This is a genomic window from Luteibacter sp. 3190, from assembly GCF_031456385.1.
In the GTDB taxonomy this organism is placed as follows: Bacteria; Pseudomonadota; Gammaproteobacteria; order Xanthomonadales; family Rhodanobacteraceae; genus Luteibacter.
This window is the reverse complement of record NZ_JAVDUO010000004.1, coordinates 47,870-72,820: the sequence shown is the minus strand read 5'-3', so window position 1 is coordinate 72,820 and position 24,951 is coordinate 47,870. Positions and strand designations below refer to the sequence as shown.

General features: G+C 68.6%; 26 protein-coding genes. 10 read left to right on the top strand and 16 right to left on the bottom strand.

Annotation, left to right across the window (positions count from 1 at the left end):
* Positions 1 to 84: 84 nt before the first annotated feature.
* Positions 85 to 717 carry a TetR/AcrR family transcriptional regulator gene (locus J2X58_RS15960; protein WP_310049295.1) on the top strand — a complete coding sequence of 211 codons (633 nt, stop codon included), beginning with the start codon at positions 85 to 87 and terminating at the stop codon, positions 715 to 717.
* Here J2X58_RS15960 and J2X58_RS15955 read toward each other — a convergent pair.
* Positions 698 to 2,017 carry a retropepsin-like aspartic protease gene (locus tag J2X58_RS15955; protein WP_310049293.1) on the bottom strand — a complete coding sequence of 440 codons (1,320 nt, stop codon included), beginning with the start codon at positions 2,015 to 2,017 and terminating at the stop codon, positions 698 to 700. The genes J2X58_RS15960 and J2X58_RS15955 overlap by 20 nt on opposite strands.
* Positions 2,018 to 2,250: 233 nt before the next feature.
* Between J2X58_RS15955 and J2X58_RS15950 the strand changes: the two genes are divergently transcribed.
* Positions 2,251 to 2,682 (top strand): DUF2975 domain-containing protein, encoded by a 432-nt coding sequence (locus J2X58_RS15950; RefSeq protein ID WP_310049291.1) that lies wholly within the window; start codon positions 2,251 to 2,253, stop codon positions 2,680 to 2,682.
* 8 nt (positions 2,683 to 2,690) lie between these two features.
* Entirely contained in the window at positions 2,691 to 2,930 is a 240-nt protein-coding gene (locus J2X58_RS15945; RefSeq protein WP_090057704.1) for a helix-turn-helix transcriptional regulator, read from the top strand.
* Positions 2,931 to 2,959: 29 nt separating this feature from the next.
* Here the strand turns inward: J2X58_RS15945 and J2X58_RS15940 are convergent, their stop codons facing one another.
* Both J2X58_RS15940 and J2X58_RS15935 read right to left on the bottom strand, forming a co-directional pair.
* Entirely contained in the window at positions 2,960 to 4,459 is a 1,500-nt protein-coding gene (locus J2X58_RS15940; protein ID WP_090057706.1) for a YifB family Mg chelatase-like AAA ATPase, read from the bottom strand.
* Between the two features lie 174 nt (positions 4,460 to 4,633).
* Positions 4,634 to 4,888: an accessory factor UbiK family protein gene (locus J2X58_RS15935; RefSeq protein WP_090057710.1), complete on the bottom strand. Its 255-nt coding sequence runs from the start codon at positions 4,886 to 4,888 to the stop codon at positions 4,634 to 4,636.
* A gap of 180 nt (positions 4,889 to 5,068) precedes the next feature.
* Between J2X58_RS15935 and glnK the strand changes: the two genes are divergently transcribed.
* Positions 5,069 to 5,407 (top strand): P-II family nitrogen regulator, encoded by a 339-nt coding sequence (gene glnK / locus J2X58_RS15930; RefSeq protein ID WP_089981492.1) that lies wholly within the window; start codon positions 5,069 to 5,071, stop codon positions 5,405 to 5,407.
* 18 nt (positions 5,408 to 5,425) lie between these two features.
* Here glnK and J2X58_RS15925 read toward each other — a convergent pair whose 3' ends face one another.
* Positions 5,426 to 5,959 (bottom strand): DUF1453 domain-containing protein, encoded by a 534-nt coding sequence (locus J2X58_RS15925; RefSeq protein WP_310049286.1) that lies wholly within the window; start codon positions 5,957 to 5,959, stop codon positions 5,426 to 5,428.
* A gap of 107 nt (positions 5,960 to 6,066) precedes the next feature.
* Entirely contained in the window at positions 6,067 to 6,801 is a 735-nt protein-coding gene (gene gpmA / locus J2X58_RS15920; protein ID WP_310049284.1) for a 2,3-diphosphoglycerate-dependent phosphoglycerate mutase, read from the bottom strand.
* 157 nt (positions 6,802 to 6,958) lie between these two features.
* Here gpmA and J2X58_RS15915 point away from each other — a divergent pair, with 157 nt between their 5' ends.
* A complete protein-coding gene (locus J2X58_RS15915; RefSeq protein ID WP_310049283.1) occupies positions 6,959 to 7,612 on the top strand; it encodes a hypothetical protein in 654 nt (217 codons plus the stop codon).
* Between the two features lie 13 nt (positions 7,613 to 7,625).
* Here the strand turns inward: J2X58_RS15915 and hemF are convergent, their stop codons facing one another.
* Entirely contained in the window at positions 7,626 to 8,528 is a 903-nt protein-coding gene (gene hemF / locus J2X58_RS15910; RefSeq protein ID WP_090057721.1) for an oxygen-dependent coproporphyrinogen oxidase, read from the bottom strand.
* Between the two features lie 80 nt (positions 8,529 to 8,608).
* The gene (locus J2X58_RS15905; protein ID WP_310049280.1) at positions 8,609 to 9,319 is read right to left on the bottom strand and encodes a YdcF family protein; all 711 of its coding nucleotides are present in this window, start codon (positions 9,317 to 9,319) and stop codon (positions 8,609 to 8,611) included.
* A 126-nt stretch (positions 9,320 to 9,445) separates the two neighbouring features.
* On the opposite strand from J2X58_RS15905, the gene J2X58_RS15900 reads away from it, so the two are divergent.
* The 4 genes from J2X58_RS15900 to J2X58_RS15885 are packed head-to-tail and all read left to right on the top strand — an operon-like array spanning position 9,446 to position 13,809.
* On the top strand, positions 9,446 to 10,639 hold the full coding sequence (locus J2X58_RS15900; protein WP_310049815.1) for a beta-ketoacyl-[acyl-carrier-protein] synthase family protein: 1,194 nt from the start codon (positions 9,446 to 9,448) through the stop codon (positions 10,637 to 10,639).
* Positions 10,636 to 11,436, top strand: a complete 801-nt coding sequence (locus J2X58_RS15895; RefSeq protein ID WP_310049276.1) for a beta-ketoacyl synthase chain length factor — start codon at positions 10,636 to 10,638, stop codon at positions 11,434 to 11,436. Before J2X58_RS15900 ends, J2X58_RS15895 begins: the two co-directional genes overlap by 4 nt.
* Complete coding sequence (locus J2X58_RS15890) at positions 11,433 to 12,194, top strand: glycosyltransferase family 2 protein (protein WP_090057729.1); 762 nt, start codon at positions 11,433 to 11,435, stop codon at positions 12,192 to 12,194. The genes J2X58_RS15895 and J2X58_RS15890 overlap by 4 nt, the downstream gene beginning before the upstream one ends.
* Positions 12,195 to 12,225: 31 nt before the next feature.
* Complete coding sequence (locus J2X58_RS15885; RefSeq protein WP_310049273.1) at positions 12,226 to 13,809, top strand: tryptophan 7-halogenase; 1,584 nt, start codon at positions 12,226 to 12,228, stop codon at positions 13,807 to 13,809.
* A gap of 19 nt (positions 13,810 to 13,828) precedes the next feature.
* On the opposite strand, the gene J2X58_RS15880 is transcribed toward J2X58_RS15885, so the two are convergent.
* From J2X58_RS15880 to J2X58_RS15845, 8 genes are all read right to left on the bottom strand, one after another.
* Complete coding sequence (locus tag J2X58_RS15880; RefSeq protein WP_310049270.1) at positions 13,829 to 15,889, bottom strand: peptidoglycan-binding protein; 2,061 nt, start codon at positions 15,887 to 15,889, stop codon at positions 13,829 to 13,831.
* Between the two features lie 31 nt (positions 15,890 to 15,920).
* Positions 15,921 to 16,958: a hypothetical protein gene (locus J2X58_RS15875; protein WP_310049266.1), complete on the bottom strand. Its 1,038-nt coding sequence runs from the start codon at positions 16,956 to 16,958 to the stop codon at positions 15,921 to 15,923.
* Positions 16,959 to 17,438: 480 nt separating this feature from the next.
* Positions 17,439 to 17,873: a phosphotransferase gene (locus J2X58_RS15870; RefSeq protein WP_310049263.1), complete on the bottom strand. Its 435-nt coding sequence runs from the start codon at positions 17,871 to 17,873 to the stop codon at positions 17,439 to 17,441.
* Positions 17,857 to 20,172 carry an MMPL family transporter gene (locus J2X58_RS15865; protein WP_310049261.1) on the bottom strand — a complete coding sequence of 772 codons (2,316 nt, stop codon included), beginning with the start codon at positions 20,170 to 20,172 and terminating at the stop codon, positions 17,857 to 17,859. Before J2X58_RS15865 ends, J2X58_RS15870 begins: the two co-directional genes overlap by 17 nt.
* Positions 20,169 to 20,816, bottom strand: a complete 648-nt coding sequence (locus tag J2X58_RS15860) for a LolA-related protein (RefSeq protein WP_090179930.1) — start codon at positions 20,814 to 20,816, stop codon at positions 20,169 to 20,171. Before J2X58_RS15860 ends, J2X58_RS15865 begins: the two co-directional genes overlap by 4 nt.
* Positions 20,737 to 21,687, bottom strand: coding sequence for an acyltransferase (locus tag J2X58_RS15855; protein ID WP_090057741.1), 951 nt, complete (start codon positions 21,685 to 21,687; stop codon positions 20,737 to 20,739). The genes J2X58_RS15860 and J2X58_RS15855 overlap by 80 nt, the downstream gene beginning before the upstream one ends.
* Positions 21,687 to 21,998, bottom strand: a complete 312-nt coding sequence (locus tag J2X58_RS15850) for a hydroxymyristoyl-ACP dehydratase (protein ID WP_090057867.1) — start codon at positions 21,996 to 21,998, stop codon at positions 21,687 to 21,689. Before J2X58_RS15850 ends, J2X58_RS15855 begins: the two co-directional genes overlap by 1 nt.
* Before the next feature lie 86 nt (positions 21,999 to 22,084).
* Entirely contained in the window at positions 22,085 to 22,357 is a 273-nt protein-coding gene (locus J2X58_RS15845; RefSeq protein ID WP_090057743.1) for a phosphopantetheine-binding protein, read from the bottom strand.
* A gap of 175 nt (positions 22,358 to 22,532) precedes the next feature.
* On the opposite strand from J2X58_RS15845, the gene J2X58_RS15840 reads away from it, so the two are divergent.
* Positions 22,533 to 23,519, top strand: a complete 987-nt coding sequence (locus J2X58_RS15840; protein ID WP_310049258.1) for a pteridine-dependent deoxygenase — start codon at positions 22,533 to 22,535, stop codon at positions 23,517 to 23,519.
* 4 nt (positions 23,520 to 23,523) lie between these two features.
* Here J2X58_RS15840 and glmU read toward each other — a convergent pair whose 3' ends face one another.
* Positions 23,524 to 24,903 carry a bifunctional UDP-N-acetylglucosamine diphosphorylase/glucosamine-1-phosphate N-acetyltransferase GlmU gene (glmU, locus tag J2X58_RS15835; RefSeq protein ID WP_310049257.1) on the bottom strand — a complete coding sequence of 460 codons (1,380 nt, stop codon included), beginning with the start codon at positions 24,901 to 24,903 and terminating at the stop codon, positions 23,524 to 23,526.
* Between the last annotated feature and the right edge of the window lie 48 nt (positions 24,904 to 24,951).

Genomic DNA, 24,951 nt, shown 5'->3' with positions numbered 1-24,951 from the left:
GATCGATACATAAATCCTACCGGCGTTGTTTTCCGGCCGCAAGCAATTTATGTAATGATCGACAAACAAATCAGGAGCAGGACGATGCCCCGTCAACCGAAGTCCCCCGCCGCGAGGCGCGGCCGCCCCGTCACCTTCGATCGGGACGCCGTGCTCGAACGGGCCATGCGCGTGTTCTGGGCGAAGGGCTTCGCGGCGACGTCCATGAACGACCTCATCGGCGCCATGGAGATCGCCTCGCCCAGCCTCTACGCGGCGTTCGGTTCGAAGGCGGGCCTCTACCGGGCGGCCGTCGATCGCTACGTCGCGCTCCACGCGGACCTCGTATCGGGCGCCATGGCCCTGCCCACCGCGCGCGATAGCGTCGAGGCGTTGTTGCGAAACGCCGTGACCGTCTTTTCCCGCACCGACTTCCCGAGCGGCTGCATGGTCGAGCAGACGGCGGGCGAGGCGGGCGACCTGCCTCCCGATGTCGAGGCCGGTCTCCGCGCCTTGCGCGAGGCCAACAACGAGAACTTCTCGGCGCGGCTGCGCAAGGGCATCGCCGACGGTGACGTCCTCGCCGGAACCGACATCGCGGCCGTGGCCGCGTTCTACGCCACCGTCTACAGGGGCCTGAGCCTCAGCGCGCGAGGCGGAACGACGACGGACGAACTGCATTCCGTCGTCGCCTCCGCCATGGCGGCGTGGCCGCTGGTCACCGCAGCGCGGTCGTAGACCCGGCCGTGGTCTTGTCGATGCGGAAGCGCATCGACCGGAAGTCGAGCGTGAAGCCGGCGGCGTTCGCCCAGAGATCCTGCCCCAGGATGCCGAACATCGGGGCGCTGCCCACGCCGGCGCGACTGACCGTCTCGACGCGCACGTTCTTCAGCACCACGTCGCCGCCGCCGACGGCGACCTTCCATTCCGGCTGCCTGACCGTGTCGTAGCTGCGCGTTCCTCCCGCGCCCGCCGTCGCATGCTGGGCGTGCGGCCAGTCTTTCGCGCGTGCTTTCACCCTCTTCCAGTACGGATACGTCAGACCCGTCGCGCTGGCACCCGTGTCGAGGATGAAGGGAAGCATGTCCCCCTCCACGCGCAGCAGGACGGCCGGACTCAGGTCGGCCATGAAGAGCGGCGTGCCGTCGTCGACGGCATCGGCCTCCGAACCGATCGCGATCGCCTTGTCGCCGATGAAGCGGATCCGGCCCAGGCCTTGAAAGACGGGGAATCCGAAGGCCGCCGAAATCTGATGCTGGGCCGTCGGCAGCTTCATCATCAATTGCTCGTCGGGAACGACGAGCACGGCGACGTGACGGAGCGTCGCGCTGCCGAGACGAATCTCGTCGACGACGGCCACCTTGCTCTGGAACGTGGCATCCGTACTACTCGCAAGTCCGTCGATCGCGCCCGTCGCGGAAAGCCCGAGCTGCCTGGCGAAGCTCTCGCTGACGACGGAGTAGTTGGCGCCGGAGTCGAGCATCCACGACCCGCTGACCCCGTTCGCCACGGCATCGACGTCCAGCGTGCCCAGGGGATTGCGCCGGATGGGCACCTGCGACGGCCCGGAGAAGGTGACGGTCTGCGGCGGCGAGCCGGCCAGCGCGCTTGCCAGCGCCAGGACGCTCTTCACCCCCGGGACGTTCCCAGGCGTGAGTTCGGCACCGTGGTCCTGCAACACGTCGCGCAGGACGCGTGCCTGGTCGGCGTAGGCGTAACTCTTCTGGTAGTCGTCGGCGAGGGCGAACAGCGTATTCAGCGCCAGCGGAGAATGCGCCTGCTCCAGCCGTGGCAACGCACGCAGCAGATAGCGCTTCGACCCCTCGATGTCGTTCACGCGGTTCGCGGCGACCCCGCGCACGTAATCGGCCGCGGCCGTCTCGGGTAGCGTCGGCAACAGCGCGCTCACCTCGTTCATTCGCCATGCGTCGAGCGCCGCCTCGGCGCGGCGGGTGGGATCGGACTGATGAGCCATGGCACCGAGCGAGCCCGCGCATGCGAGCAAGGCCACGAAGTGCCGGACATAACGTGTTTTCATGAGAGGAACCTGTCGTCAGGGTCGGGGTTCGCGCCGCGGGCGGCGCAGCTGAATTCGTCGGGCACGGCGCTACGTCGCACCGACGGTTGCGCTGCCGCCATGCGTTCGGTAATCTTCGTTAAACCGACTTTATTTACTGTAATACAGAAAACAATGGCCGTTCAACAATGAGATCGCAATTCGTGCAACGCCGGGCTCGGCAACTACGCTGGCTAACGCTCGCGGCGAGCACATTGCTTGTCCTGATGCTGCTCGGCGTATCCGTGGTGTCGGACAACAGCGTGATCCAGGTCACCGGGCAGGCGTTGCCGCGCACGTGGCGCCTGGTCGCCAGCGGCGTCGTGATCGCGCTGGCCGTGCTGAGCCTGCTATCCCTCGCCACGACGTTACGCGCCGTTGAGGCGGGCGATCCGTTCGGTCGCTCGATGACGCGGAGCTTCCGGCGCTTCGCGCTGCTCTACCTGCTGTCCGTCGTCGCCGACCTGCTCCTCCCGCCGATCATGCAGCTGAGCCTGTTCGTCGCGCATGGTGGGCATGGACTCATCACCGTCGGCTTCGACGACGGGCGCGTGCTCGCCCTCATCGTCGCCGCCCTCCTGTTCTTCATCGCGCGCCTGTTCGACGAGGCACGACGCCTCGAAGACGACAACCGCGGCTTCGTCTGAGACCACGCATGGGAATCGTTGTTCGCCTCGATGTCATGCTGGCGCTGCGCAAAGTGCGATCGCGCGACCTCGCCGCCCACGTCGGCATCACCGAAAGCAATCTGTCGCTGTTGAAATCGGGAAAAGTGCGCGGCATCCGTTTCGGCACCCTCGCGGCCATCTGCGAGTACCTGCAATGCCAGCCGGGCGACATCCTCGTCTTCGACCCCGATGCGCCGGAATGGCCGGCGTCGACGTCGGAGGAATAGGTCGACGTTCGCGGTGATCCGAAGATCGGTCAGAAGCGCCTGTAGTGCAGCGCCTCGGCGAGGTGCGATTGCTCGACGCAACCGCTGCCGCCTTCGAGGTCGGCGATGGTGCGGGCGACGCGGAGGATGCGGTGGTAGGCGCGCGCCGATGCGCCGAGCTTGTCGAGGGCGGCTTCGAGCCATTCGCGTTCGTCGGAGAGCAGCGCGCAGTCGCGCTCGAGGTTGACGACGCTGAGTTCGGCGTTCGGTTGCCCTGCCCTCGCCAACGCCTTATCGCGCGCGTGCATGACGCGCTCGCGCACCGTGGCGCTGTCGTCATCGTGCGGTCCGCGTGGAGCCGAAAGTTCGGAGATCGGTACGCGCGGCACGTGCACGCAGAGGTCGATGCGATCAAGGAGTGGACCGGAGATGCGTGCGCGGTAGCGCTGCACCTGGTCGGGCGTGCAGCGGCACTCGTGGAGAGGGTCGCCGGCGTAGCCGCACGGGCAGGGATTCATCGCGGCGACGAGCTGGAACTCCGCCGGAAACGTCGATTGCCGCGCCGCGCGCGAGATGACGATCTGTCCCGACTCGAGCGGCTCGCGCAGGACCTCGAGCACGTGGCGGGTGAACTCGGGCAGTTCGTCGAGAAAGAGCACGCCGTTGTGCGCCAGCGATATCTCGCCCGGGCGCGGCGAGGATCCGCCACCGACGAGCGCGGCACCGGACGCCGTGTGGTGCGGCGCGCGGAACGGGCGCCGGCGCCAGCAACGCGGATCGATGTCCTCGCCGGACAGGGAGCGCACGGCGCAGCTGGCCAGCGCTTCGGTTTCGCTCATCGGCGGCAGGATGCCCGGCAGGCGCTCGGCCAGCATCGTCTTGCCGGTACCGGGTGGGCCGACGAGGAGGATGTGGTGACCGCCGGCGGCCGCGATTTCCAGCGCGCGACGCGCCTGGTGCTGGCCACGGATGTCGCGCATGTCCGGGCCGCAGGTCGGCATCTGGTAGAAGTCGGCCGCCGCGGGGCTCGTCAGTTCGGCCTGACCGCGCAGCCAGGCGCAGACCTCGGCCAGGCTTTCGGCCAGGAGGACGTCGCCCTCGCCGATCAGCGCCGCTTCGGCGGCGTTGGCCATCGGGACGACGATTCGCCGGCCGCTACGCCGGGCGCGTATCAGCGCGGGCAGGATGCCGGGCACGGCGCGCAGTTCGCCCGAGAGCGCCAGCTCGCCGAGGAACTCGCAGTCGTCGAGACGTTCGCGCGGCACCTGGGAGCCGGCGGCGAGGATGCCCAGGGCGATCGCGAGATCGAAGCGGCCGCCGTCCTTCGGCAGCTCCGCCGGCGCGAGGTTCACGGTGACGCGCCGGTTCGGGTAGTCGAAGGCGGTGCTCTGGATGGCCACGCGCACGCGGTCGCGCGCCTCGCGCACGGCCGCTTCGGGCAGGCCGACGATGGAGGTGGATGGCAGGCCGCCGGACAGGTGGACCTCGACGACGACCTGCGGCGCGGTGACACCTTCCTGCGCGCGAGAGAGGGTGACGGCGAGGCTCATGGTGCCGGGAATCGTAACCGGTAACGGATCGGGCGCCAAAGGGCGCCGACGAGGTGTTCGCGGGCTCCGTTCCGCATACGCACTCCCTTGCGGTCGCTGGGAAAATAACCGCCCCCGACCGCTCTCGGGGTGAGGGTGACGGATCGGGGGCGGTCCCGGGCTGTGCAGCCGTCCTTACTGGCCGCGGTGCGCCGCGCTGATTTCGAGATCGGCGAGGCGCTTTTCCAACTGCTCGAGCCGGTCGCGCGTGCGCGCCAGGACCTGACTCTGTACATCGAATTCTTCGCGGGTTACGAGATCGAGGCGGCGTAGTCCCTGCGCCAGAATATCTTTGAAGTTGGCATGCATATCCTCACGCGCTTGCGCCAACCCTGGCGGAACCAACGATGCCAATCGCTGTGCGAGTTGATCGATACCCTGCACATCCATCTTGCGCACCTCGATGTCGTGGAATGAATTTAGAGTGATGGGATTGTAGGCGCTATAGGTCGTTGCCTACACGTGTTGTAGGGGTTTTCCTACAGACCACCGTATGGACACGATCCCGCGGCCGAATGGCACAATGCTCGTCCGCGCGCCGGCAACCGGCGCGTCCCCGAGGAGGTCTACATGAAGCTGGTCGTCGCCATCATCAAGCCCTTCAAGCTGGACGACGTCCGCGAGGCCCTTGCCGATGTGGGCGTCCAGGGGGTGACAGTGACCGAGGTGAAGGGCTTCGGCCGCCAGAAGGGCCACACGGAGCTCTATCGCGGCGCCGAGTACGTGGTCGACTTCCTGCCCAAGATCAAGCTCGAGGTCGCCGTGGCCGACGATCAGATCGAGCGCGTCGTCGAAGCAATCCAGCAGGCGGCCCGTACGGGCAAGATCGGCGACGGCAAGATCTTCGTCAGCCCGCTGGAGCAGGTGGTGCGCATCCGTACGGGCGAACTGGACAACGACGCCCTCTGACGGACGCCGTCGCTCCGGTCAGGCCGGCTGCGCCCGGGAGCGCAGGAAGCGGCGATGGTGGACGAGGATGCCCGCGTAATAGGCGAGGTAATACCCCAGCGTGAGGCCGATCACGGTCATCGTCAGCGGGCTGTTGCCGGGGGCCGGGCCATGCGCCGCGGCGACCGTGCCGCCGGCCAGCGCGGGAGCGAACATCAGGAAGCGCCAGGCGAGCCGCCCCACCAGCAGCGCGGTCAGCGCGCCGCCCATCCAGGGGTTCGGGATATAGAAGTCGGTGCCGCCGGCGCCCGCCTCGAAGCGCGTCAGGCGCAGGCCGACGAAGGTGGCGAGCGCCGCGCCCGTGAGGGCACCCCCGAGAACGCCCTCGGCCAGACGGATGTCCTGCAGGCCCGAGAGCATCGCCAGGGCGATCACCACGGCGAAGATCCCGATGCGGACCTTCATCCGCGTCGTCCGGATCGGCTGCCGCCCGAAGCTGCCGCGGACGCGGCGGTAGACGGCGAAGGCCATGAGCGGGGCGACGAGCAGCGGGAGGGCGGATGGGGCGAGCATGGCGATGGCCTCGTGGACGGTGTGGTGCCAGATTCGCGCGAACCGCCCTTCGGTACGAGGGGCGGTTGTGAGGCATCGGGGATGACGGATGTCACCCCGCCCTGCGATTACTTCGCCTTGCCCTGGTTGGCCACGGCGGCCATCTTCGCCTCGATTTCCGCCTGGTCGCCCAGGTAGTAGTGCTTCACCGGCTTCAGCCCGGCGTCGAATTCATAGACGAGCGGGATGCCGTTGGGGATGTTGAGGTCGGCGATGTCGTCGTCGGAGATGTCGTCGAAGAACTTCACCAGCGCGCGCATGGAATTGCCGTGGGCCGCCATGACGACGTTCTTGCCCGACCGGATCGCCGGCGCCAGCACCTCGTGCCAGTATGGGAGCACACGGGCCACGGTGTCCTTGAGGCACTCGGTCAGCGGCACGTCGATGCCCTCGTAGCGCGCGTCGTCCGCGAACGACTTCGCGCCGGCCTCGAGCGCCGGCGGCGGCGTGTCGTAGCTGCGACGCCAGATGTGCACCTGCTCGTTGCCGTACTTCGCGGCCGTCTCGGCCTTGTTGAGGCCGGTCAGTGCGCCGTAGTGACGCTCGTTGAGGCGCCAGTCGGTCACCACTGGCACCCACATCAGGTCCATCTCGTCCTGCACGTGCCACAGCGTGCGCACGGCGCGCTTCAGGTACGACGTGTGGGCCAGGTCGAAGGTAAAGCCGGCTTCCTTCAGGAGACGGCCGGCCTCGCGGGCTTCGGCGATACCCTGCTCGCTGAGGTCGACGTCGGCCCAGCCGCTGAAGCGGTTTTCGAGGTTCCAGGCCGACTGGCCGTGGCGAATCATGACGAGCTTGTACATGGCGTTCGTTTCGATACGAGGGAAAAAGCCATGGTGGGGCGAGGGGTCGGTCGCGTCAACTTGGCTGCCTCCGGCCTGGCCCCCTGCCGTCAGTCACGCTAAACCTTGCGCCGGAGGGGTGCATCCTAGGGGCTCAGTCACCCGTGGAGTCCGACCCATGCGCCGCACGCTTCTCTCGATCCTCATCGCCCTGTCCGTCTCCGGCGCCGCCTTCGCGGACGATGGCGATGTCAGCAAGGTCAACGGCACCGCCTCGGTCGAGGCCGGACAGCGGGCCGGGGACGTCAGTTCGGTGAACGGCTCCGTCCGTATCGGCGACCGTGCCATCGTGAAGGAAGCCAGCACCGTGAACGGCGCCGTGGAGCTGGGCGAAGGCGCGTCGGCCACCAAGGCGGAGACGGTCAACGGCGCGGTGACGCTGCACGAGAAGGCCCAGGTCTCGGGCACGGTGGAAACCGTCAACGGCCGTCTGAAGCTGGAGAAGGGGGCCGACGTAAAGGGCCAGCTGTCGAACGTCAACGGTGACATCACCGTCGAGGGGGCGCACGTCGGCGGCGGGATCGAGACGACCAACTCGGACATCACCATCGGCGAGGGCGCGCGGATCGATGGCGGCATCGTCGTCAAGAAGCCGAGCATGAGCTGGTTCAACGGCAACAGCCGCGTGCCCAGGGTGGTGATCGGTCCGCATGCCGTCGTGCAGGGCACGCTCCGGTTCGAACGCGAGGTCGAGCTCTACGTCAGCGACTCGGCCACCGTCGGCCGCATCGATGGCGCGACCGCGAAGAAGTTCTCGGGCGCCTCGCCCTGATCGGCGTTTCGCCTCACAGCCACTCGCGCGGCTTGAGGTATTCGGACAGCTTCGCCTCGGGGCTGTCCGGTTCCGGGGTATAGGCGTATTCGAAGCGCACGCGGGGCGGCAGGCTCATCAGGATCGACTCCGTGCGTCCGCCGGACTGCAGCCCGAAGAGGGTGCCGCGGTCGTAGACGAGGTTGAACTCCACGTAGCGGCCGCGGCGGTACAGCTGGAACTCCCGCTCGCGTTCGCCGTAGCGCATGTCGCGGCGACGCTCGACGATCGGCAGGTAGGCCTCGAGGAATCCGTCGCCGACGTCGCGGGTGAAGTCGAGGCAGCGGTCGAAGCCGCCCTCGTTGACGTCGTCGTAGAACAGCCCGCCCACGCCGCGCGTCTCGCCACGGTGCTTCAGGTAGAAGTACTCGTCGCACCAGCGCTTGTAGCGGTCGTAGACGTCGTCGCCGTAAGGCTCGCAGAGGTCCCTCGCCACACGGTGCCAGTGGCGCACGTCCTCGTCGAACGGGTAGTACGGGGTCAGGTCGAAACCGCCGCCGAACCACCAGACCGGCTCCACGCCTTCCTTTGAGGCTTCGAAGTAGCGCACGTTGGCGTGCGTGGTCGGGATGTAAGGGTTGCGCGGATGCAGCACCAGCGAGACGCCGGTGGCCACGAAGCTGCCGCCGACGAGATCGGGCCGGTGCGCCGTGGCGCTCGGCGGCAACGGCGATCCCGACACCCGCGAGAAATTGACGCCGGCTTGCTCGAAGATGCCGCCGTCGCGAAGCACGCGGGTGCGTCCGCCACCACCTGCGGGACGGGTCCACGCGTCTTCCTCGAACCGTGCCTTGCCGTCGATGGACTCGATGGCGGCGCAGATCCGGTCCTGGAGTCCGCGCAGGTAGGCTTCGGCGAGATCGGCTTGGTCGGACATGGGCGGCGCCGCTTCGTGAGGGAACTGGCGGGGAGCTTAGCAAGTGGACGCGGCGGCACCGCTGCGGCAAGCCGCCACGGTCAGGTGATGCGCGCCGCCATCCGATGGTTCCCCGTGAGCGCGGCCCAGCGCATGCCCGTGTCGATCCACATCAGATACCCGGCCTCCATCGCGAGACGGATCGCGTAGCGCGGGGTCCACGGAACATGCGGTTCGGCGGCGACCGGCCCGGCGTCGAAACCCAGCCGCCGGGCCAGGTACAGGCATCGCGCCAGGTGGTAGCGGCTGGTCACGAGCCACACCGGCGGCAACGGGTCGTCGTCGCGCTCGCGCAGCAGCACGCGCGCATGGCGCAGGTTCTCCAGCGAGTCGATCGACATCTGTTCCAGCGCCAGCGGCACCGCCCGCGGCCAGCCTTCGCCCAGCAGCCAGCGCCGCCCCGCCTCGGCCTCGCTTACCGACCCGCCGCTGAAACCGCCGAGGAGATAGACCCGCGAGGCGAGACCCGCCAGCGCATCGTCCCGCGCGCGTGCCAGACGCTGGCGAAAATCGGCCTCGGGCCGGTCGTCCACCAGACGGCGGCCGAACACCAGCAACGTGCGGCGTGACGGCGCGCTCGCCGGGCTACGCGTGGCCAGCCACACCACCCGGGCGACATGGGCCACGTAGAGCAGTCCGGCCGTGGCGGCGAACGCGATCGCGGTGACGAACGCCGCCACGAGGATGTCGCGGTCGCTGAGGTATCGCCATACGCCTCGGCGCAGGATTTTCGGTGCCTGGATACCGGACATCGCTCGGGTCCGCGGGAAGACGCGCAGTCTGCGTACTGTCGCTCCGGGGTGCAATCGCTGAACGACGATTTGCGTTCACGCGACGCTACGGAGCAAAAAGGATAGGCTCGCGGCATGCCCCATCCCATGCCTCCTCTCGCCATCCGCGCATACACCGCCACATCCGCCCTCGGCCGGGGCCTCGACGCCCACGCCGACGCCCTCGCCGCCTCGCGCGGTGGCCTCGCCCCGAACGACTTCAGCGTCGCCCCGCTCGCGTGCTGGATCGGCCGCATCGCCGGGGTCGAGGACGAACCGCTGCCCGCCCGCTTCGCCGAGTGGGAATGCCGCAACAACCGCCTCGCCTGGCTGGCTCTTCAGCAGGACGGCTTCGCCGACGCGGTCCACGCCGCGCGCGAACGCTACGGTTCGGCACGCGTGGCGGTGCTGCTCGGTACGTCCACCGCGAGCATCGGCTCCACCGAGGAAGGCTACCGCCGCCTCGAGGACGGCCGGATGCCGGCCGACCTGCACCGGGCGGTGATCCACACGCCGCATTCGCTGGCGGGTTTCGTCGCCGCCGCGTTCGATCTGGACGGCCCCTGCCTCACGGTGGCCACCGCCTGTTCGTCGAGCGCGAAGGTCTTCGCCAACGCCGAGCGCATGATCCGCCTCGGCCTCATCGACGCCGCCGTGGTCGGCGGCACCGACACCCTCTGCGACAGCGTGCTCTTCGGCTTCAACGCGCTGGAGCTCGTGTCGCCCGAACCGTGCCGTCCCTTCGACGCGCGGCGCAGCGGCATCTCCATCGGCGAGGCCGCCGGTTTCGCGCTGCTCGAGCGCGTCGCCGGCGACGACGACGATGCGCCGCTGCTGATCGGCTACGGCGAGGCGAGCGACGCGCACCACATGTCGACGCCGCATCCCGAAGGCCTCGGCGCCGAGCTCGCCCTCCGCGACGCGCTGGCGCGCGCGGGCATCGAGCCGGGCGACGTCGACTACATCAATCTGCACGGCACGGCGAGCCAGAAGAACGACGAGGTGGAGGCGGCCCTGGTCGCCCGCGCGTTCCCGGCGTCCACGCGGGCGAGCTCGACCAAGGGCTTCACCGGGCACACGCTCGGCGCCGCCGGCATCCTGGAGACGGCGATCACCCTGCTCGCGATGCGCGACGGCAGCGTGCCGGGCAACCTCGGCGCCGACGCGCCCGATCCACTCTGCGGGCCGCAGATGGCATGGACGCGCGAGGAGCGCGACATCCGCATCGCCCTGAGCAACTCGTTCGGCTTCGGCGGCAACAACGCCTGCCTCGCCTTCGCCCGCGCGGGGTATCTCGCATGAGCGCGGCACTCTCCGTCTGGGTCGGCGGCATCGGCCTATGGGCGCCCGGCGCCGGCGATTGGCACGCCTTCCGCGAGATCGTGAGCGGTGCCGCGACGCCCGGCGAAACGGCACGGCCCGCCGCGGACGTGCTGCCGCCCAACGAGCGCCGTCGCGCGCCGGAAAGCGTGCTGCTGGCGGCGGCCGCCGCCGGTCAGGCCGTCCGCATGAGCGGCCGCGAGGCCGACACGCTGCCGTGCGTCTTTGCGTCCGCGCACGGCGACCAGGTGATCACCGACTACATGTGCCAGACGCTGGCCACCGCGCCGGCCGAGCTCTCGCCCACGAAATTCCACAACTCGGTGCACAACGCGCCCGCCGGTTACTGGACGATCGCCACGCACTGCCATGCGAGTTCGAGCGCCGTCTCCGGTGGCGAGTACGCCTTCGGCGCGGGCTTGCTGGAAGCGGCGACGCTGGCGGTCGCCGACGATCGCGACGTGCTTCTGGCCAGCTACGACATCGCGGGCAGCGGACCGCTCGGCGAGATGACCACGACCACCGGCCCGTTCGCCGTGGCGCTCGTGCTGTCGCCCCGCGCCGATGGCGCGGCCGTCCGGCTCGACATCACCCCCGAGCCCGGGAACAGCGGCAGCGAACCGCTGGGCGACGCATGGCTGGACGGCATCGCCGCCAGCAACCCGTCGGCTCGCGCGATACCGTTGATGCGGGCGCTGGCGTTGACGCGCCCGACGGCGCTCCGCGTCGCGGCCGCCCAAGGCCTCGATCTGCACATCGACGTCGGAGTCGCAGGATGAGCGCCGCGACCCCTCGCTACTGCATCCTGATTCCCTGCCTCAACGAGGAACGGGCCATCGGGCGCGTGGTCGGCGAGGCGGTGGCGCTCGGCCTTCCGGTCATCGTGGTGGACGACGGATCGGACGATGGCACGCCGGCGATCGTGCGCTCTCTTCCCGTGACGCTGCTTCGCCACGACACGCGGCGAGGCAAGGGCGAAGCGCTGCGCACGGGCTTTCGCGAGGTCATCCGCCAGGGCTACGACGGCGTGGTCACCATGGACGGCGACGGCCAGCACCTCGCTTCCGACATACCCGCCATCCTCGCCGCGGCCGAGCGGCATCCCGGCAGCATCGTCATCGGCGCCCGGCTGCTGGAACGCGAGCAGCAGCCCAACGGGCGGCGCCGCGCGAACGCGGTCGCCGACTGGGGCATCTCGTGGGCATGCGGGCGCCCCGTCGCGGACACGCAGAGCGGCCAGCGTTTCTATCCACGCGCGGTGCTCGATCTCGTCGACGTGCCCGCGGAGCATTTCGTCTTCGAGGCCGCCGTCCTGATCACCGCCTGCCGCGAGCGCGGCATCGGCGTCGTTTCCGTGCCGATCGCCTCGCGCTACCAGGGCGACTTCCGCATGAGCCACTTCAAGCCGGTGCGCGACGTGTCGCGCATCACCCTCTACACGATCGGCCGCATTTTTCATTACGGGAGCGTGGTGGGCAGTTACCGCCGTTCGCTCGGCGCGCCGACGATCATCGGTGGCGGCCGCAACGGCCACTGATCCGGACCAATCGCAGCAGGGGTTGCATCGAATGGATGGGAAGACGCACGACGCGGTGGTACTTGGCGGTGGACTCGCGGGGCTCTCCCTCGCGATGCAGCTCAAGGGCGCGTATCCGGACATGGATATCGTCGTGCTCGAACGCCAGGGCCGTCCCCTGCCCGAGGCCGCGCACAAGGTCGGCGAGTCGACCGTCGAGATCGCCGCGCATTACTTCGCCGACGTGATCGGCCTGCGCGACCATCTCGAGACCCGGCACATCCGCAAGTTCGGCTTCCGATTCTTCTTCTCCGAAGGCCTCGACGACATCGCCGACATCACCGAACTCGGCGTCAGCGCGGTGCTTCCCACGCCCAGTTACCAGATCGACCGCGGCATCCTCGAGAACTTCCTCGGCGAGGAAGCCCGGCGTCGCGGGATCGACTTCCGCGAAGGCGTGACCGTGCGCGGCTTCGACGTGGGACCGGGCGAGTCCGACCATACGATCCGCGTGTCGACCGCCGAGGGCGACGACGTGCTTCGCGCCCGCTGGCTGCTCGATGCCTCGGGCCGCGCAGGGCTGATGCGACGCAAGCTCGACCTCACCCGCGACAACGGTCACCACGCGAACGCCGTGTGGTTCCGCATCGACGACCGCCTCGCGATCGACGACTGGTGCGACGACGCCGAATGGAAGGACCGTTGCCATCCGCCCGAACGCTGGCGCTCCACGAACCATCTCGTCGGCCCGGGCTATTGGGTATGGCTGATTCCCCTGGCTTCGGGCGCGCATTCGGTTGGCATCGTCGCGGACGCCGCGATGCATCCGCTCGAAGGCATGAAGACGTTCGACCTCGCGCTGGAATGGCTGCGCGAACATCAGCCGCTGGTCGCGCGGCACGTCGAATCGCGGCGCGGGAAGCTGCTCGACTTCGCCTTCTTCCGCCACTTCTCGTACGGCTGCTCGCGGATGTTCTCGCCGGACCGCTGGGCGCTCACGGGCGAAGCGGGTGCGTTCCTCGACCCCTTCTATTCGCCCGGCAGCGACTTCATCGCGATCGCGAACACGTACATCACGCTGCTGGTCGGACTCGATCGCCGTGGCGAGAAACTCGCGCCCCACGCGCGCCACTACGAACGGCTGTTCTTCTCGTTCTACGAAGGCACGCTGCGCATGTACCGCGGGCAGTACAACCTGTTCGGCGATCCCGAGGTGCTTCCGGTCAAGGTGATCTGGGATTACGCCTATTACTGGGGCGTCCTCTGCCAGATCGTGTTCCAGGGCCGCCTCGGCGACTCGGATTTCATCGCGCGCATGGGGCCGGAGTTCGCGGAGGCCACCGAGCTCAACACGACGATGCAGGCGTTCTTCCAGCGCTGGCACGAGGTGTCGGAACGACGCAACCCGCGCGCGATGCTCGACCAGCGCGACCTGGCCTGGTTCGCCGACATGAACGGCACGCTCCACGACCGCCTCGACGACGAGGCGCTGGTCGCGCGCCTGCGACGCAACGTGGGCATGATGCGCGCGCTGGCGGCGACGATCGTCGAACGTGCCGCGGTGGATCATCCTTCCGTGCGCGAAGGGTATGGGCACATGGCCGACGCAGAGAGCGAACGCGTCGCTCTCTTTTAAAGCGGGACGACGCTCGGCCTCAGCGCGATAAGCCCCGGGACATCTGCGCCAGCTGCGCCTGAATCTCCGCCAGCACCTGCGCCTGCTGAAGGTCGAACTGCGCCATCCGCTCGACGCTCTGTTCCGGGGCGGGCGACGGATGGTTGAGGTCCACGCGAGCCGGCAGGGTCATCGGCCCGTGACCGAAGACATGCAGCGTCATCGTCTCTTCGTTGATGTGCACCATCGAGAGATTCTCCGCCGTGATACGGCTGCGGTGGCAGGCCGCCGCCGTCTGCAACAGCCGATTCTCGGAGGCATCCGGAAGCTGCGTTTTCAGCAGTTCGTAGAGACCGTTTTGGGGATGGTCCGCGTGGCGTGGGTCGGACGGCGCGGGCGAAGCCGTCGCGACCTGGGCCGGCCCGCGGTTGTGCCGCATGGGGCCATCTTGCGCGACGGCCGAGGGAGATACCGCCGTCGCGAGTTCCTCGTGCATTGCCAGAGGCCGCCCGTCGGCATCGGGGGTACCCAACGCGTCCGTCGTGGGCGTGGCGTCCACAGGCGGAGCATCCGGACCCCGCTCGCGCGCGACTGGCTGCGCGGCGGGTGTGAGCGAGGCATCGGCCGGCGTTGGTGTCGGTCCGAGCGCCCTGTACGTCGCCATGGCTTCGGTCGGCTGGCGATACGCCGCCTCCGCGACGCCGATCGCGCCCTCGCCCGCGACGAGCGCCTGCCGCACGCCTGCCCGGGTGGTCTTGCCGCAGATGCCGTCGGCGGCGAGCCCGTGCTCACGCTGGAACGCCAGCACCGCGGCCTGCGTCCCCGGGCCGTAGTGGCCGTCGGCATGCAGTGGACGACCGCGCGCGTCGGTATAGCCGAGCCGCGATAGCTCCTCCTGAAATTGCCGGACGTCGTCGCCACGCGCGCCTGGGCGCAGGGAGCGCGCCACGTCGGGCGACGACGCCGCTACCTGCAGCAACGGACGGAGCTCTCCGTCGATCCGCAACGCCACCTCGATGCGGCCGTCCATCGGCCGGCCGATCACGAGATCGTCCCGCGACACCGTCGCCCACCTTCCGTCGATGAAGGTCACGCCTTTCCCGTCGGCGTTCCACTGCACGATCTGCGTGCCGTCGGTGTAGAACCCGGAGCCCACGGCCCGCGCTTCGTGATGCGGGCGACCCTGCTCGAGTGCATCGAGAAAGGCCTTGGCCTTGCCCGGCGCGTGAAAGAGGTTCTTGATCAGCGTGTAGTGCGCGGCGAGATCCGGGCGGGCGGCGTCCGTGCCGATCTCGGTAGGGCGAACCAGCGGGTCGATGAGCACTTCGCGCCACGCAAGCCCGATCGGGCTGTTCGCGTCGCTATGGTGCAGGCGGGTGAGGACTTCAGCGCCTTTGAGAGCGTGGTCGCGGCCAGAGGCGAGATATTTCCTGTGATGCGCTTTGGCGTATGCCAAGACGTCGTCGACATTAGCGAGCGTGCTCGCCCCGGAAGGCCCGGCGATCATTGCCTGGAAGAGCGCTTTGCCCGCGCTCGGGTTCTGGTTATAGGCTTTCGCCACAACGGTTGCGAGAATGATCTTTTCATTGAGGTCGGCATTCTTGAATACCGCCGATTCGGCCATTTTCACCAGAGCGCGCTTGTAAAGGAGCTCGGTCTGAGCAATGTCCCGCGCGTGGACAAAGTCGCGACCGTCTTTCGAAGCAAGGTACGCATCCAGTTGCGCTCGGAGCGACGGATCAAGGTTTCTGCCTCCTTGCTCCCTGATGACCTCACCTTCCCGGGAGAGATCATCGACGGACACGACGACATCCGCATCACTGAGTGCTGGCCACTTCGCCGATCGTTCGGCCCACGCCTGATACGCCGCAACCATCGCCTTGGCCGTCACCTGTCCATCTTGCCCGAGGTCTTTCTGCAGGGTGCCGATGGATATCCCACTCTTGGCCGCCGGCTGCATGAGGCCATTCACGATGCGTCCTGCGAACGAGAGCTTCGCCGAAACATCCTTTTCGTGATCGGTGCCCTCCGAGGCCACACCCACCGCGAAATACGCAATGGCCTTGAGCTCCCTCTCGTTCAGTGATTCACGATCAACCACGCGCACATTCCTTCAATTGGGTCGAGACGCATCAATCCAGATGCAAAGCCTTCAGTACATCGCCGAATACATCGTTCACTTGTCGCGCCTTTGCATCCTCGATGGCGCGCTGAACCTCAGCTTCGTCAAAGACATGCAACCCAGGCGCCTTGCCGACCGGGCTGAAATCGTCTGCGCGCAGCCGAAAGACGTACCTGCCGCCGGTGACAAGCATCGTGCCGTCGCGGAGGTCAAGAGCAGTACCGAAGAAGGCATCCCAACAACCGAGGGGACACGACACGCAGCGATACATCGGCACCTTGCTCCATGCAACCGTTCCACCTTCGCTTTCTCGCCGGTAGGTCGTCAGGTCGATCGAGGGCTTTTTCCCGCGCGGTACCGTGAGCTCAGAGGCACCGAAATCGACACCTAGGACACGACCACCCGGCCGAGGATCCTTGAAGTGAAACACTCGATCGAGCGTCTGCTTGTGTTCGACCCCCTCTGAATCCACGAAGGACTCGACATACTGGCTGTCGAAGTCTCCGGTTACGTCCAGAACCTTGCCCGAAAAGAAGTCAATCGCCTTACCCACTGTTTGACCGTTCGGCGGGCGCATGACAGCCCACGCGGTCCACTCGTCGCCCACGTGCTCGACGAAAAGATCCTCCAGCCAGTTCGTTCCGTCGCCCAGCTCCCGCTGGGCGACGCCGTTATCCGGCCATACTGGATCGGCGACGGCCTCATTGCGCGGTACTGTTGCGGCGAACCCCGGGCTCATTTCGACGTGAATCGCCGCCGCAGGCATCGACACGCCGACCGCCAGTGCGGCGGCCATCGCCATACTCCGTCCTCTCATCTCATCGTCCTCGGTCGACTCCTCAAGAGTTTTTCTGCTTAGGTCGAATGTCGTCGACGACATCGGCTTGCGTCGCAACCCGGTCGCGAAGTCGTACCCGGGCTCCGGCCACTCGTGGATGTCCTCATCCTTCTTCTCGCGCAGCTGCTCGGCCGTGGCGCGCAGGTACTGTTCCTGCCCCGGATCGACGTAGGTGCATTTATGGATCGGCCGCAGTTGCGACGGCCTCAAGCCATCTTCCGGATCGACCTCGTCGTTCTAGGGGTGGCAGACATAGCAGCGCACGAAAGCCGGGCGCTCCTTTGCCCAGGGGGACCTCATGGCCTGCCAGGCCCGCATGCTGGCCACCCAGTGTTCGTCCGGTCCGGTCGGCTGGACGGCATCTCGCTTCTCCTGGTTCATCGACGGCTTTCCATGCTTCTGCGCTCCGTGCAGAAAAGGCGCGGAGTGTCGTCGCGGGACGATGAACGGACGTTGTATTCACTTCGTCATCCGCACTGAGGCGGCGTCAGGCACCCGCCTTTCAGCGATCGATTCCGAAGGTGTATCGATATGGCGACTGAGAAACGTCGGAAGCCGTGGTGCCGCCAGCGCGAGCCGAGCCTGTCGCGATCCATGAGACGCCCTGCGGCCACACTGTTCTCCGTCGGTCCGGAGGGTGGCGGTCAGGCTCCTCATCAGTCACCTTTCAAGCCCCTCCGGGCCGGCGATTCACCCTTCGGGATGGATCACCGCGGCGCGGCCGGAGGCGATTTCCCGGCCTTCGTGAAGGATGCGGAACGCGTACTGCGCGCCGGAGGCATCGGCGATGAGGCATTCGGCGTGCACGTCGAGCGCGCCTTCCAGCGTATCGACGCGATCCACCGCCAGCCTCACGCCGCGCAGGCTCACGAGCATGCCGGGACGCGGCGCCGTGCGGCCCTCGTCGCGACCACGCAAAGCGCCATGCACGGCCATCGCCTGCGCACCGTATTCCGCGAGGTGCACCGCGTGCATGCCGCCGGCGCCACGAAGCGGGTGCGCGGCGAGCACGTGGCTCGTGCTGCGCGCATGGATGGATCCCTCGTCCCATGCCACGACCGCATCCAGCAGGCACATGTCGCCGGCATGCGGGATGAGATCGACGAAGTCAGTCTTTGCGAGCATGCGGGGCCATGAGGATCGACAGGCAGAAATGGAAGCCGACGCCGAGCGCCACCGTGAGGCCGATGGCGCGCAACACGGGGATCGAGGACCACGCCAGCATGCCGAACACCAGCAGGGCCGCGATCACGCAGACCACGGTGGCGTGCAACGTGCGCCGTTGCTCCGCCGGATCGCCGGTGTCGCGCTCGAAGAACAGCGCGTAATGCAGTCCCAGACCGGCGGCGAGGATCAGCGCCACGAGGTGGAACAGCGAAATCGGAATGCCGAGCATGCGCTCGACGGCGAGCACGAGGAACGTGGCCAGCGTCATCGGCGCCAGCACGTGCCACGCGCGTCGCACGCTGCGCAGCGCGAGCGTGATCGTGAGGAAGAGCAACGCCGTGGCGGCCAGCACGGCGTGGAGAATGCGCGTGCGGTACGCCGCGACCAGCGATTCCGACGCGTCCTTCAGGTCGAGCAGGCGCGCGTCGACGCCGGCCGATGCGACGGCGGCGGCCACGGCGGACGCGTCGTGCACGCCGCTCAGCGTGGACAAACCGACCCAGTGACCGTCGCGGTGCGCGAGCATCGACGCGATGCGCTGGCCCAGGGGCGAACGGGCGAACATCTCCGGCGTCAGCAACGCGGCGTGGCGTGCCGTTTCGACGTCGTCCTCGAACGGCGCGAACAGGTCCTTGCGGAACGGCATGCCGTCGAGCGCGGCGTCGAGGCTCGCGTCGAGGGTGGCGCGGTCGGGAAGCTTCGCCTGGCGCGCGCGCTGGGTCGCGAGATCGGGCAGGTAGATCGAGGCCAGCTCGAACCCGTCGAGGTGCTTCGCCGCGACCTGCTCGCGCAACCGTGGCTCGAGCGCCGCCGAGGCGCGGAGCACGCCGTCGGCATCCGGTGCCTGCACGACAAGCAGATAGCGCACGTCGGGCGCGCCGAGTTCGCCGCGCAGCTGCGCGTCCCTCATCAGCAGGTCGCGCGGAAGCGGCGTCAGCGCGGAAAGATCGTTCTGCCAGAACGGACCCGGCGCGAAGAACAGCATCGCCAGCACGGCGGCGACGATCGGCAACGGTAGCCAGCGCGGTCGCGGCAACGCGTCGAGCCAGTCGCGGAACGACGCGAGCCACGGCATGCCGGACACGTCGCGCGCGCGCTCCGGCAGCACGTACGGCAGCATGTAGCGGGTGCTGAAGCCCGCGGCGAGCAATCCTGCGATGGTGAACACCGCCAGCTGCTTCAGGCCGCCGACGCCGGATGCGTAGAACGCGAGGTAGGCGATGCACGCGGAGGCGATCGCCGTGAGCAGCAGGGGCCACAGGCCGCGCACGGCGGCGACGGCCGATTCGCCCGCGCGGCGATGGCTCAGCAGCCGGATGGGGTATTCCTGCGCCACGCCGAGCAGCGTGAAGCCGAACGCGAGCGTGATGCCGTGGACCTCCGGGAAGCTCAGCGTCAGCGCCACGATGCCGACCAGCGCACCGGTCGCCACCGGCAGCGCGCCGAGTAGCAGCGCACCGATGCTGCGGTAGGCCACGAGCATCAGCACGATGAAGCCGATGGTCGAGATGCGGCCGATCCAGTCGGCCTGGTCGCGCGTCTGGGCGTTCACCAGCACGGTGAAGTAGCCGGGTCCGCTGATCGTGAGGTGGGAGTCGCCGCTGCCGGGGAGCGCGGCGAACGCGGCGCGCAGCCGGCCGATCGCGGCCTCCTGCGCGCCAGGATCGAAACCCGCGCCACGCGTCTGCGCGAGCAGCAGCGCCTCGCCCTTCGACGAGAACCACACGCCTTCGCGAACCTCGGGCGAGCGCGCCGGCGTCCAGCGCTCCGCGAGCTTCAGCGTTTCGAGCGTGGGATCGCGCGGCAGCAGGCCTTTCAGCAGCGTCGCGGCGGGCGAGCCGAGGTCGTCGAGGCGTTGGTGCAGTTCGTCCGCGAGGTACGTCTCGTCGAGCGCGCCGTGATCGAGCGTCGGGGAGAGCAGGAACCGGTACGGCAGCAGCGAACTGTCGAGCATGCCGAGGTCGAAGTCGCCGTTGACGACCTGGGTGAAGCCGTCGTCCTTGCGCAGCGCCGACGCGAGGCCGCGGCTGAGCGCCGCCTTGGTCGCGTCGTCGCCGCCGTCGATGGCGACGAGCAGCAATCGCGAGCCCGGGCCCTCACCCACCTGGTCCATCAACAGTTTCTGATCGGGCGTCGTCGGCGCGGGCATGAAGCTGCGCAGGTCGGTGCCGACCTTCAGGTGCGTGGCGACGACCGCGCCGAGCAGCGCGAGCGCGACGAGCCAGCCGATGAGGATGCCGAGGCGACGCCCCCTCACATCGCGCCGCCGCACTGGGCGATCAGGCCTTCGCGAGTCGGCGCGGCGGGCATGCTCCCGGCAAGCTCGCCGAGGAGATCGATGGACATGTCGCCATCGGCCTCGTCCATTCGCATGCAGCGCGCGACCGTGCCGCTGCCATAGACCTGGATGCGCGCGATCTGCTTGGCGACGCGCGCGTCGCGCGGCGTCAGCGTGAGCGCCCAGCGATCCGCGTCACGACCAAGGGTGACGTCGAACGACTGGGACAACCGCGACGGATCGCCGGCGAGCAGCGCCACGAAGCTGTCGAGCAGCACCTTGAGCTGCGGCGCGCGATTGAGGGAGAAGCTGCGCGGCTTCTTGCCTTCGCGCTCCTGCGTCACCTCGCCGTCGGCGATCGTGGAGACCTCCTTCGCCGGCTTCTCGACGCGACGCTCCAGCTTGTCGCCACCCAGCCAGCCGAGTTCGCCGGAAACCACCAACGGCTTGTCCAGCACGCGCATGAAGCGCGCCTCGGCGAACGGCGTGCGTGCCGGCGCCGGCCGGTGCAGGCTGGCGATCAGCGCGTTCGCGTCGTCGGCATCAGGCGTCGGAGTGGCGAGGGAGGCGAGCGGAAGCAGCAGGCTCGTCAGCAGCAGGACCCATTTCTTGCCAGAAGTCATAGAAATTGAACCAGTTGAAGGGATAGACGCGTGCGTAGTGTTCCACGCGGGCCGCGTAACGGGCGACGATGTCTTCGAGCACGGCCTTGCGCTGGGCGCGCGGGATCTCGATGCCATCGGAGAAGGCCTCGAAGATCAGCCGGTAGCGATTGCCGCCGAGGTAGATGCCCATGCACAGCACCACCGGAATCTTCAGCGCGGACGCCAGCAGCCAGGGGCCGACCGGGAAAGGCGCCGGTTTGCCGAGGAACGGCACATCGAGCGTCGCCTCGCCCGCATGCCCGCGATCCGCCAGCAGCGCCACCATGCCGCCCTGCGCCGCACCCTCGGCCATCGCCAGGGCGACGGACGCGCCACCCAGCGAGGCGTCGATGACCGCGGCGCCGACGTCCGGCGCGAGCGCTTCGAGCACCGTCGTGAGCGCGGGCGTCTTCTGCTTGTCGAGCACCACGCGCAGCGGCACGTCGGGGCGGCGCGCGCCGAGCGCGCGCAGGGCCTCGAAACTGCCCTGGTGCGAGCCGATCAGGAGCACGCCACGGCCGGCGTCGATGCAGCGGTCGAGCTCGGCGAGGCCTTCGACCTCGACCCGGAAGTCCTTCTCGCCACGCGCGAGGAAGAACATCCGGTCGAGCAGCGTCGCGGCGAACATGTGGATGTGCCGGAACACGTCGCGTCCGGTCACGGGACGGCCGAGCACGCGCGAGAGGTAGAGCCGCGACGCGGCGCGCTCGTGCGCGCGGCGCAGGAAGAAATACAGGGTGATCGGATAGAGCAGCAGCCGCGCGACCGACCGGCCGAGCACCAGGGCGATCGTGCGGATCGTCCAGATGGCGAACATGCCGCCGCCTTCGCGCTGCTTCCAGTGGCTCATCAGCCGGCCTCGAACGTGCCGCGCACGAGCGTCTCGCCGGCACGCCGCACCGTGAAGCGGACGCGGCCGGCGTCCTGGGCGACGAGCTCGACCTCGGCGTCCTCGCCCGGCAGCAGCGGTGCGAGAAATTTCGCGTCGACGACCTGGCGGATGCCGACGCCACGCCATTCACGCAGCGCGGCGGCCGCTTCCTCGAGCAGCAGGACGCCCGCGACGATCGGACGGCCGGGAAAGTGACCGGCGAAGCTCGGGTGCGCGGCGTCGAAGCGCAGCGGACGCACGAAGGATGCGGTGTCGACGGATTCGGTCATCGGCATCTACGGCCCACGAGCATGGCGGACGACGTCCGCCGTTGAGGTTCGGGGCGAAACCTTCCGCCCCGGCGCACGCGCGAGGCTCAGGCGGCCGCGCGGTGCTGCTCGATATGCTCGGACAGTGAGCGCAGGCTCGTGAAGATCGTGCGGTTGTCCGGGTTGTCGGACTTCAGCTGGAAGCCGTAGCGCTTGGAAACGGCGAGGGCGATCTCGAGGGCATCGATGGAGTCCAGGCCCAGGTCGCCGCCGAACAGGGGCGCCTCCGGGTCGATGTCGGCCGGCTTCACCGTCTCCAGGTTGAGGCTGGTGACGATGAGTTCTGCGAGTTCTTGCTGTGCTGCGGTCTGCGTTGCCATGTTCGTTTCCAGGTCCTGGATGTTCCTGCCTCCCCCCGGATGGCAGCGGCCGCGGAGTTTATCACACGGCTTCCGCGGCCCTCCGCGGAGCGTTCAGGCTCCTGAAGGGCGGCTTCACGCTTCCGCCCGGCGAGGGGACGATATGATGGGACGAAGCGTCAGAACGGAAGACTCCATGCTCGAAGCCAGTGACATGCGCGCGTCCGCGCCGTCGACAGCCCCCGCGGCGCCACGCGTCCGCTACCGCACCGGACCGGTCGAGCCCGGCCCCACGACGCTGGCGGCCTTCGGCTTCGGCGACGGCCCGGACGCCCTCGACGATCCGCGCTGGTTCCGCGTCGCGCTGGAGCCGTTCGGCGACGCGGTGGTCGAAACCTGGGACGTCGACGCGGAGGTGACCCATGGCCGCGACGGCGACCTGCGCTGGTCGCGCGGCGGCGGATGGCTCTTCGCGGCGGTCGAGTGCCGTGAATCGGCCTATGGCGGCATCGAAGGTGCCGCCCGGCACGCGTACGAGCTGCTCTCGCGCTTCGTCGCCCGAGGCCCCGAGCGTCATGTCCAGCGGATCTGGAACTACCTCGGCGCGATCAACGCCGGTGAGGATGACGACGAGCGCTACAAGCATTTCTGCACGGGCCGCATCGGCGGCATGGGCGATGTCTTCGCGCAGGGCTTTCCCGCGGCCACCGCCATCGGTCACCACGCGGACCGCGACGTGCTGCAGGTGTACCTGCTCGCCACCGACCGCCCGGGCACGCGGGTGGAGAACCCCCGCCAGGTGAGCGCGTGGCAGTATCCGCGCCAGTACGGCCGCACGCCGCCGAGCTTCGCGCGCGCCACCTTGCTGCCGGCCGACGACGTGCTGGCGATTTCCGGCACGGCCGCCGTGGTCGGCCATGCGTCGGCACACGCCGGCGACATCGACGCCCAGCTTGCCGAAACGCTGCGCAACCTCGAAGCGCTGCTCGTCGCGGGCGGCCTGCCGCCGGGTTTCAACGCGGACGCGCCACTGAAGGCGTACGTGCGGCATCCGGCGCACGCCGAGGCCGTGCGCGCTTTCGCGGCGAAGCACCTGCCGCGAGCGCCGATGCTCCTGCTCCACGGCGATATCTGCCGCGAGGAACTGCTGGTGGAAATCGACGGCTGGCGTTACCGGAGCTAGGCGCTCAGGATTTCTTCACCGGTCGCTGCCAGCCGTCGATGGACGCCTGGCGCGCGCGCGACAGCGTGAGGGTGTCCGCCGGGGCGTCCTTGGTGATCACCGAGCCGGCGCCGATCGTCGCGCCGTCGTGCAGCGTCACCGGGGCCACGAGCGAGCTGTTCGAGCCCACGAAGACGCGGTCGCCGATCGTGGTGCGGCTCTTGTTCACGCCGTCGTAGTTGCAGGTGATCGTGCCCGCGCCGATGTTGACCTTGCTGCCGATGACGGCATCGCCGAGGTACGTGAGGTGGTTCGCCTTGGAGCCTTCGGCGATCGTCGCGTTCTTCGTTTCCACGAAGTTGCCGATGTGCACGCCGGCGGCGAGATCGGTACCGGGCCGCAGGCGCGCGAACGGGCCGATGGTGCACGGGCCGTGCGTGACGACGCCATCGAGATCGCAATGGGCGAGCACGACGGTGCCCGCCGCGAGTCGCGCGTTGCGCACCCGAGTGAACGGGCCGATGCGCACGTCGTCGCCGAGGGTCACGTCGCCTTCGAAGATGACGTTGACATCGATCTCGACGTCGCGGCCCGTGGTCACCGTGCCGCGCACGTCGAGGCGCGACGGGTCCGCCAGGCGCACGCCGGCGAGCGCGAGCGCGCGTGCGCTGCGTTCGCGATACAGCGCCTCGAGCCCGGCCAGCTGCCAGGGATCGTTCGCGCCCGACGCCTCGACGGGATCGCAATCCACGCACGCCGCCGGCTCGCCTTCGTCCGCGGCCATCTCGAACACGTCGGTGAGGTAGTACTCGCCCTGGGCGTTCTCGTTGCGCAGGCGCCGCGTCCAGTCGAGCAGGCGATGCGCATCGGCGGCGACGATGCCGGTGTTGACGATGTCGATCGCGCGTTGCGCGGCGCTGGCGTCCTTTTCCTCGACGATGTGACGCACGCGGCCCGACGCGTCGAGCACGACGCGCCCGTAGCCTTTCGGATCGGCAAGCCGCGTGGCGAGCATTGCAAGGCCCTGGTCCGAGCCGACGAGCGCGGCGAGCGTTTCGGCGCGGATCAGCGGCACGTCGCCGTAGAGCACCAGCACGCGCCCTTCCAGCTTGCCGTCGGCCTGGAGCGCCTCCAGCGCGGTTCGTACCGCGTGCCCCGTGCCATGGCGCTCGCGCTGCTCGATCCAGCCGAGCCCGGTGTCGGAGGCGAACGCCTCGCGCACCTGCTCGCCGTTGTGACCGTAGACCACATGCACACCCTGCGGATCGAGCGCCCGCGCGGCGGCGACGACGTGCGCCAGCAGGGGCCGACCCGCGAGCGGCATCAGCACCTTGGCGGAGGCGGACTTCATCCGCTTGCCCTCGCCAGCGGCGAGGATCAGGACGTGGAGAGGTGTCGCGGTCATGGAATCGGCTGCCTGCCTGGAAAACTGGCCCGCACTTTCGCGCGTTTG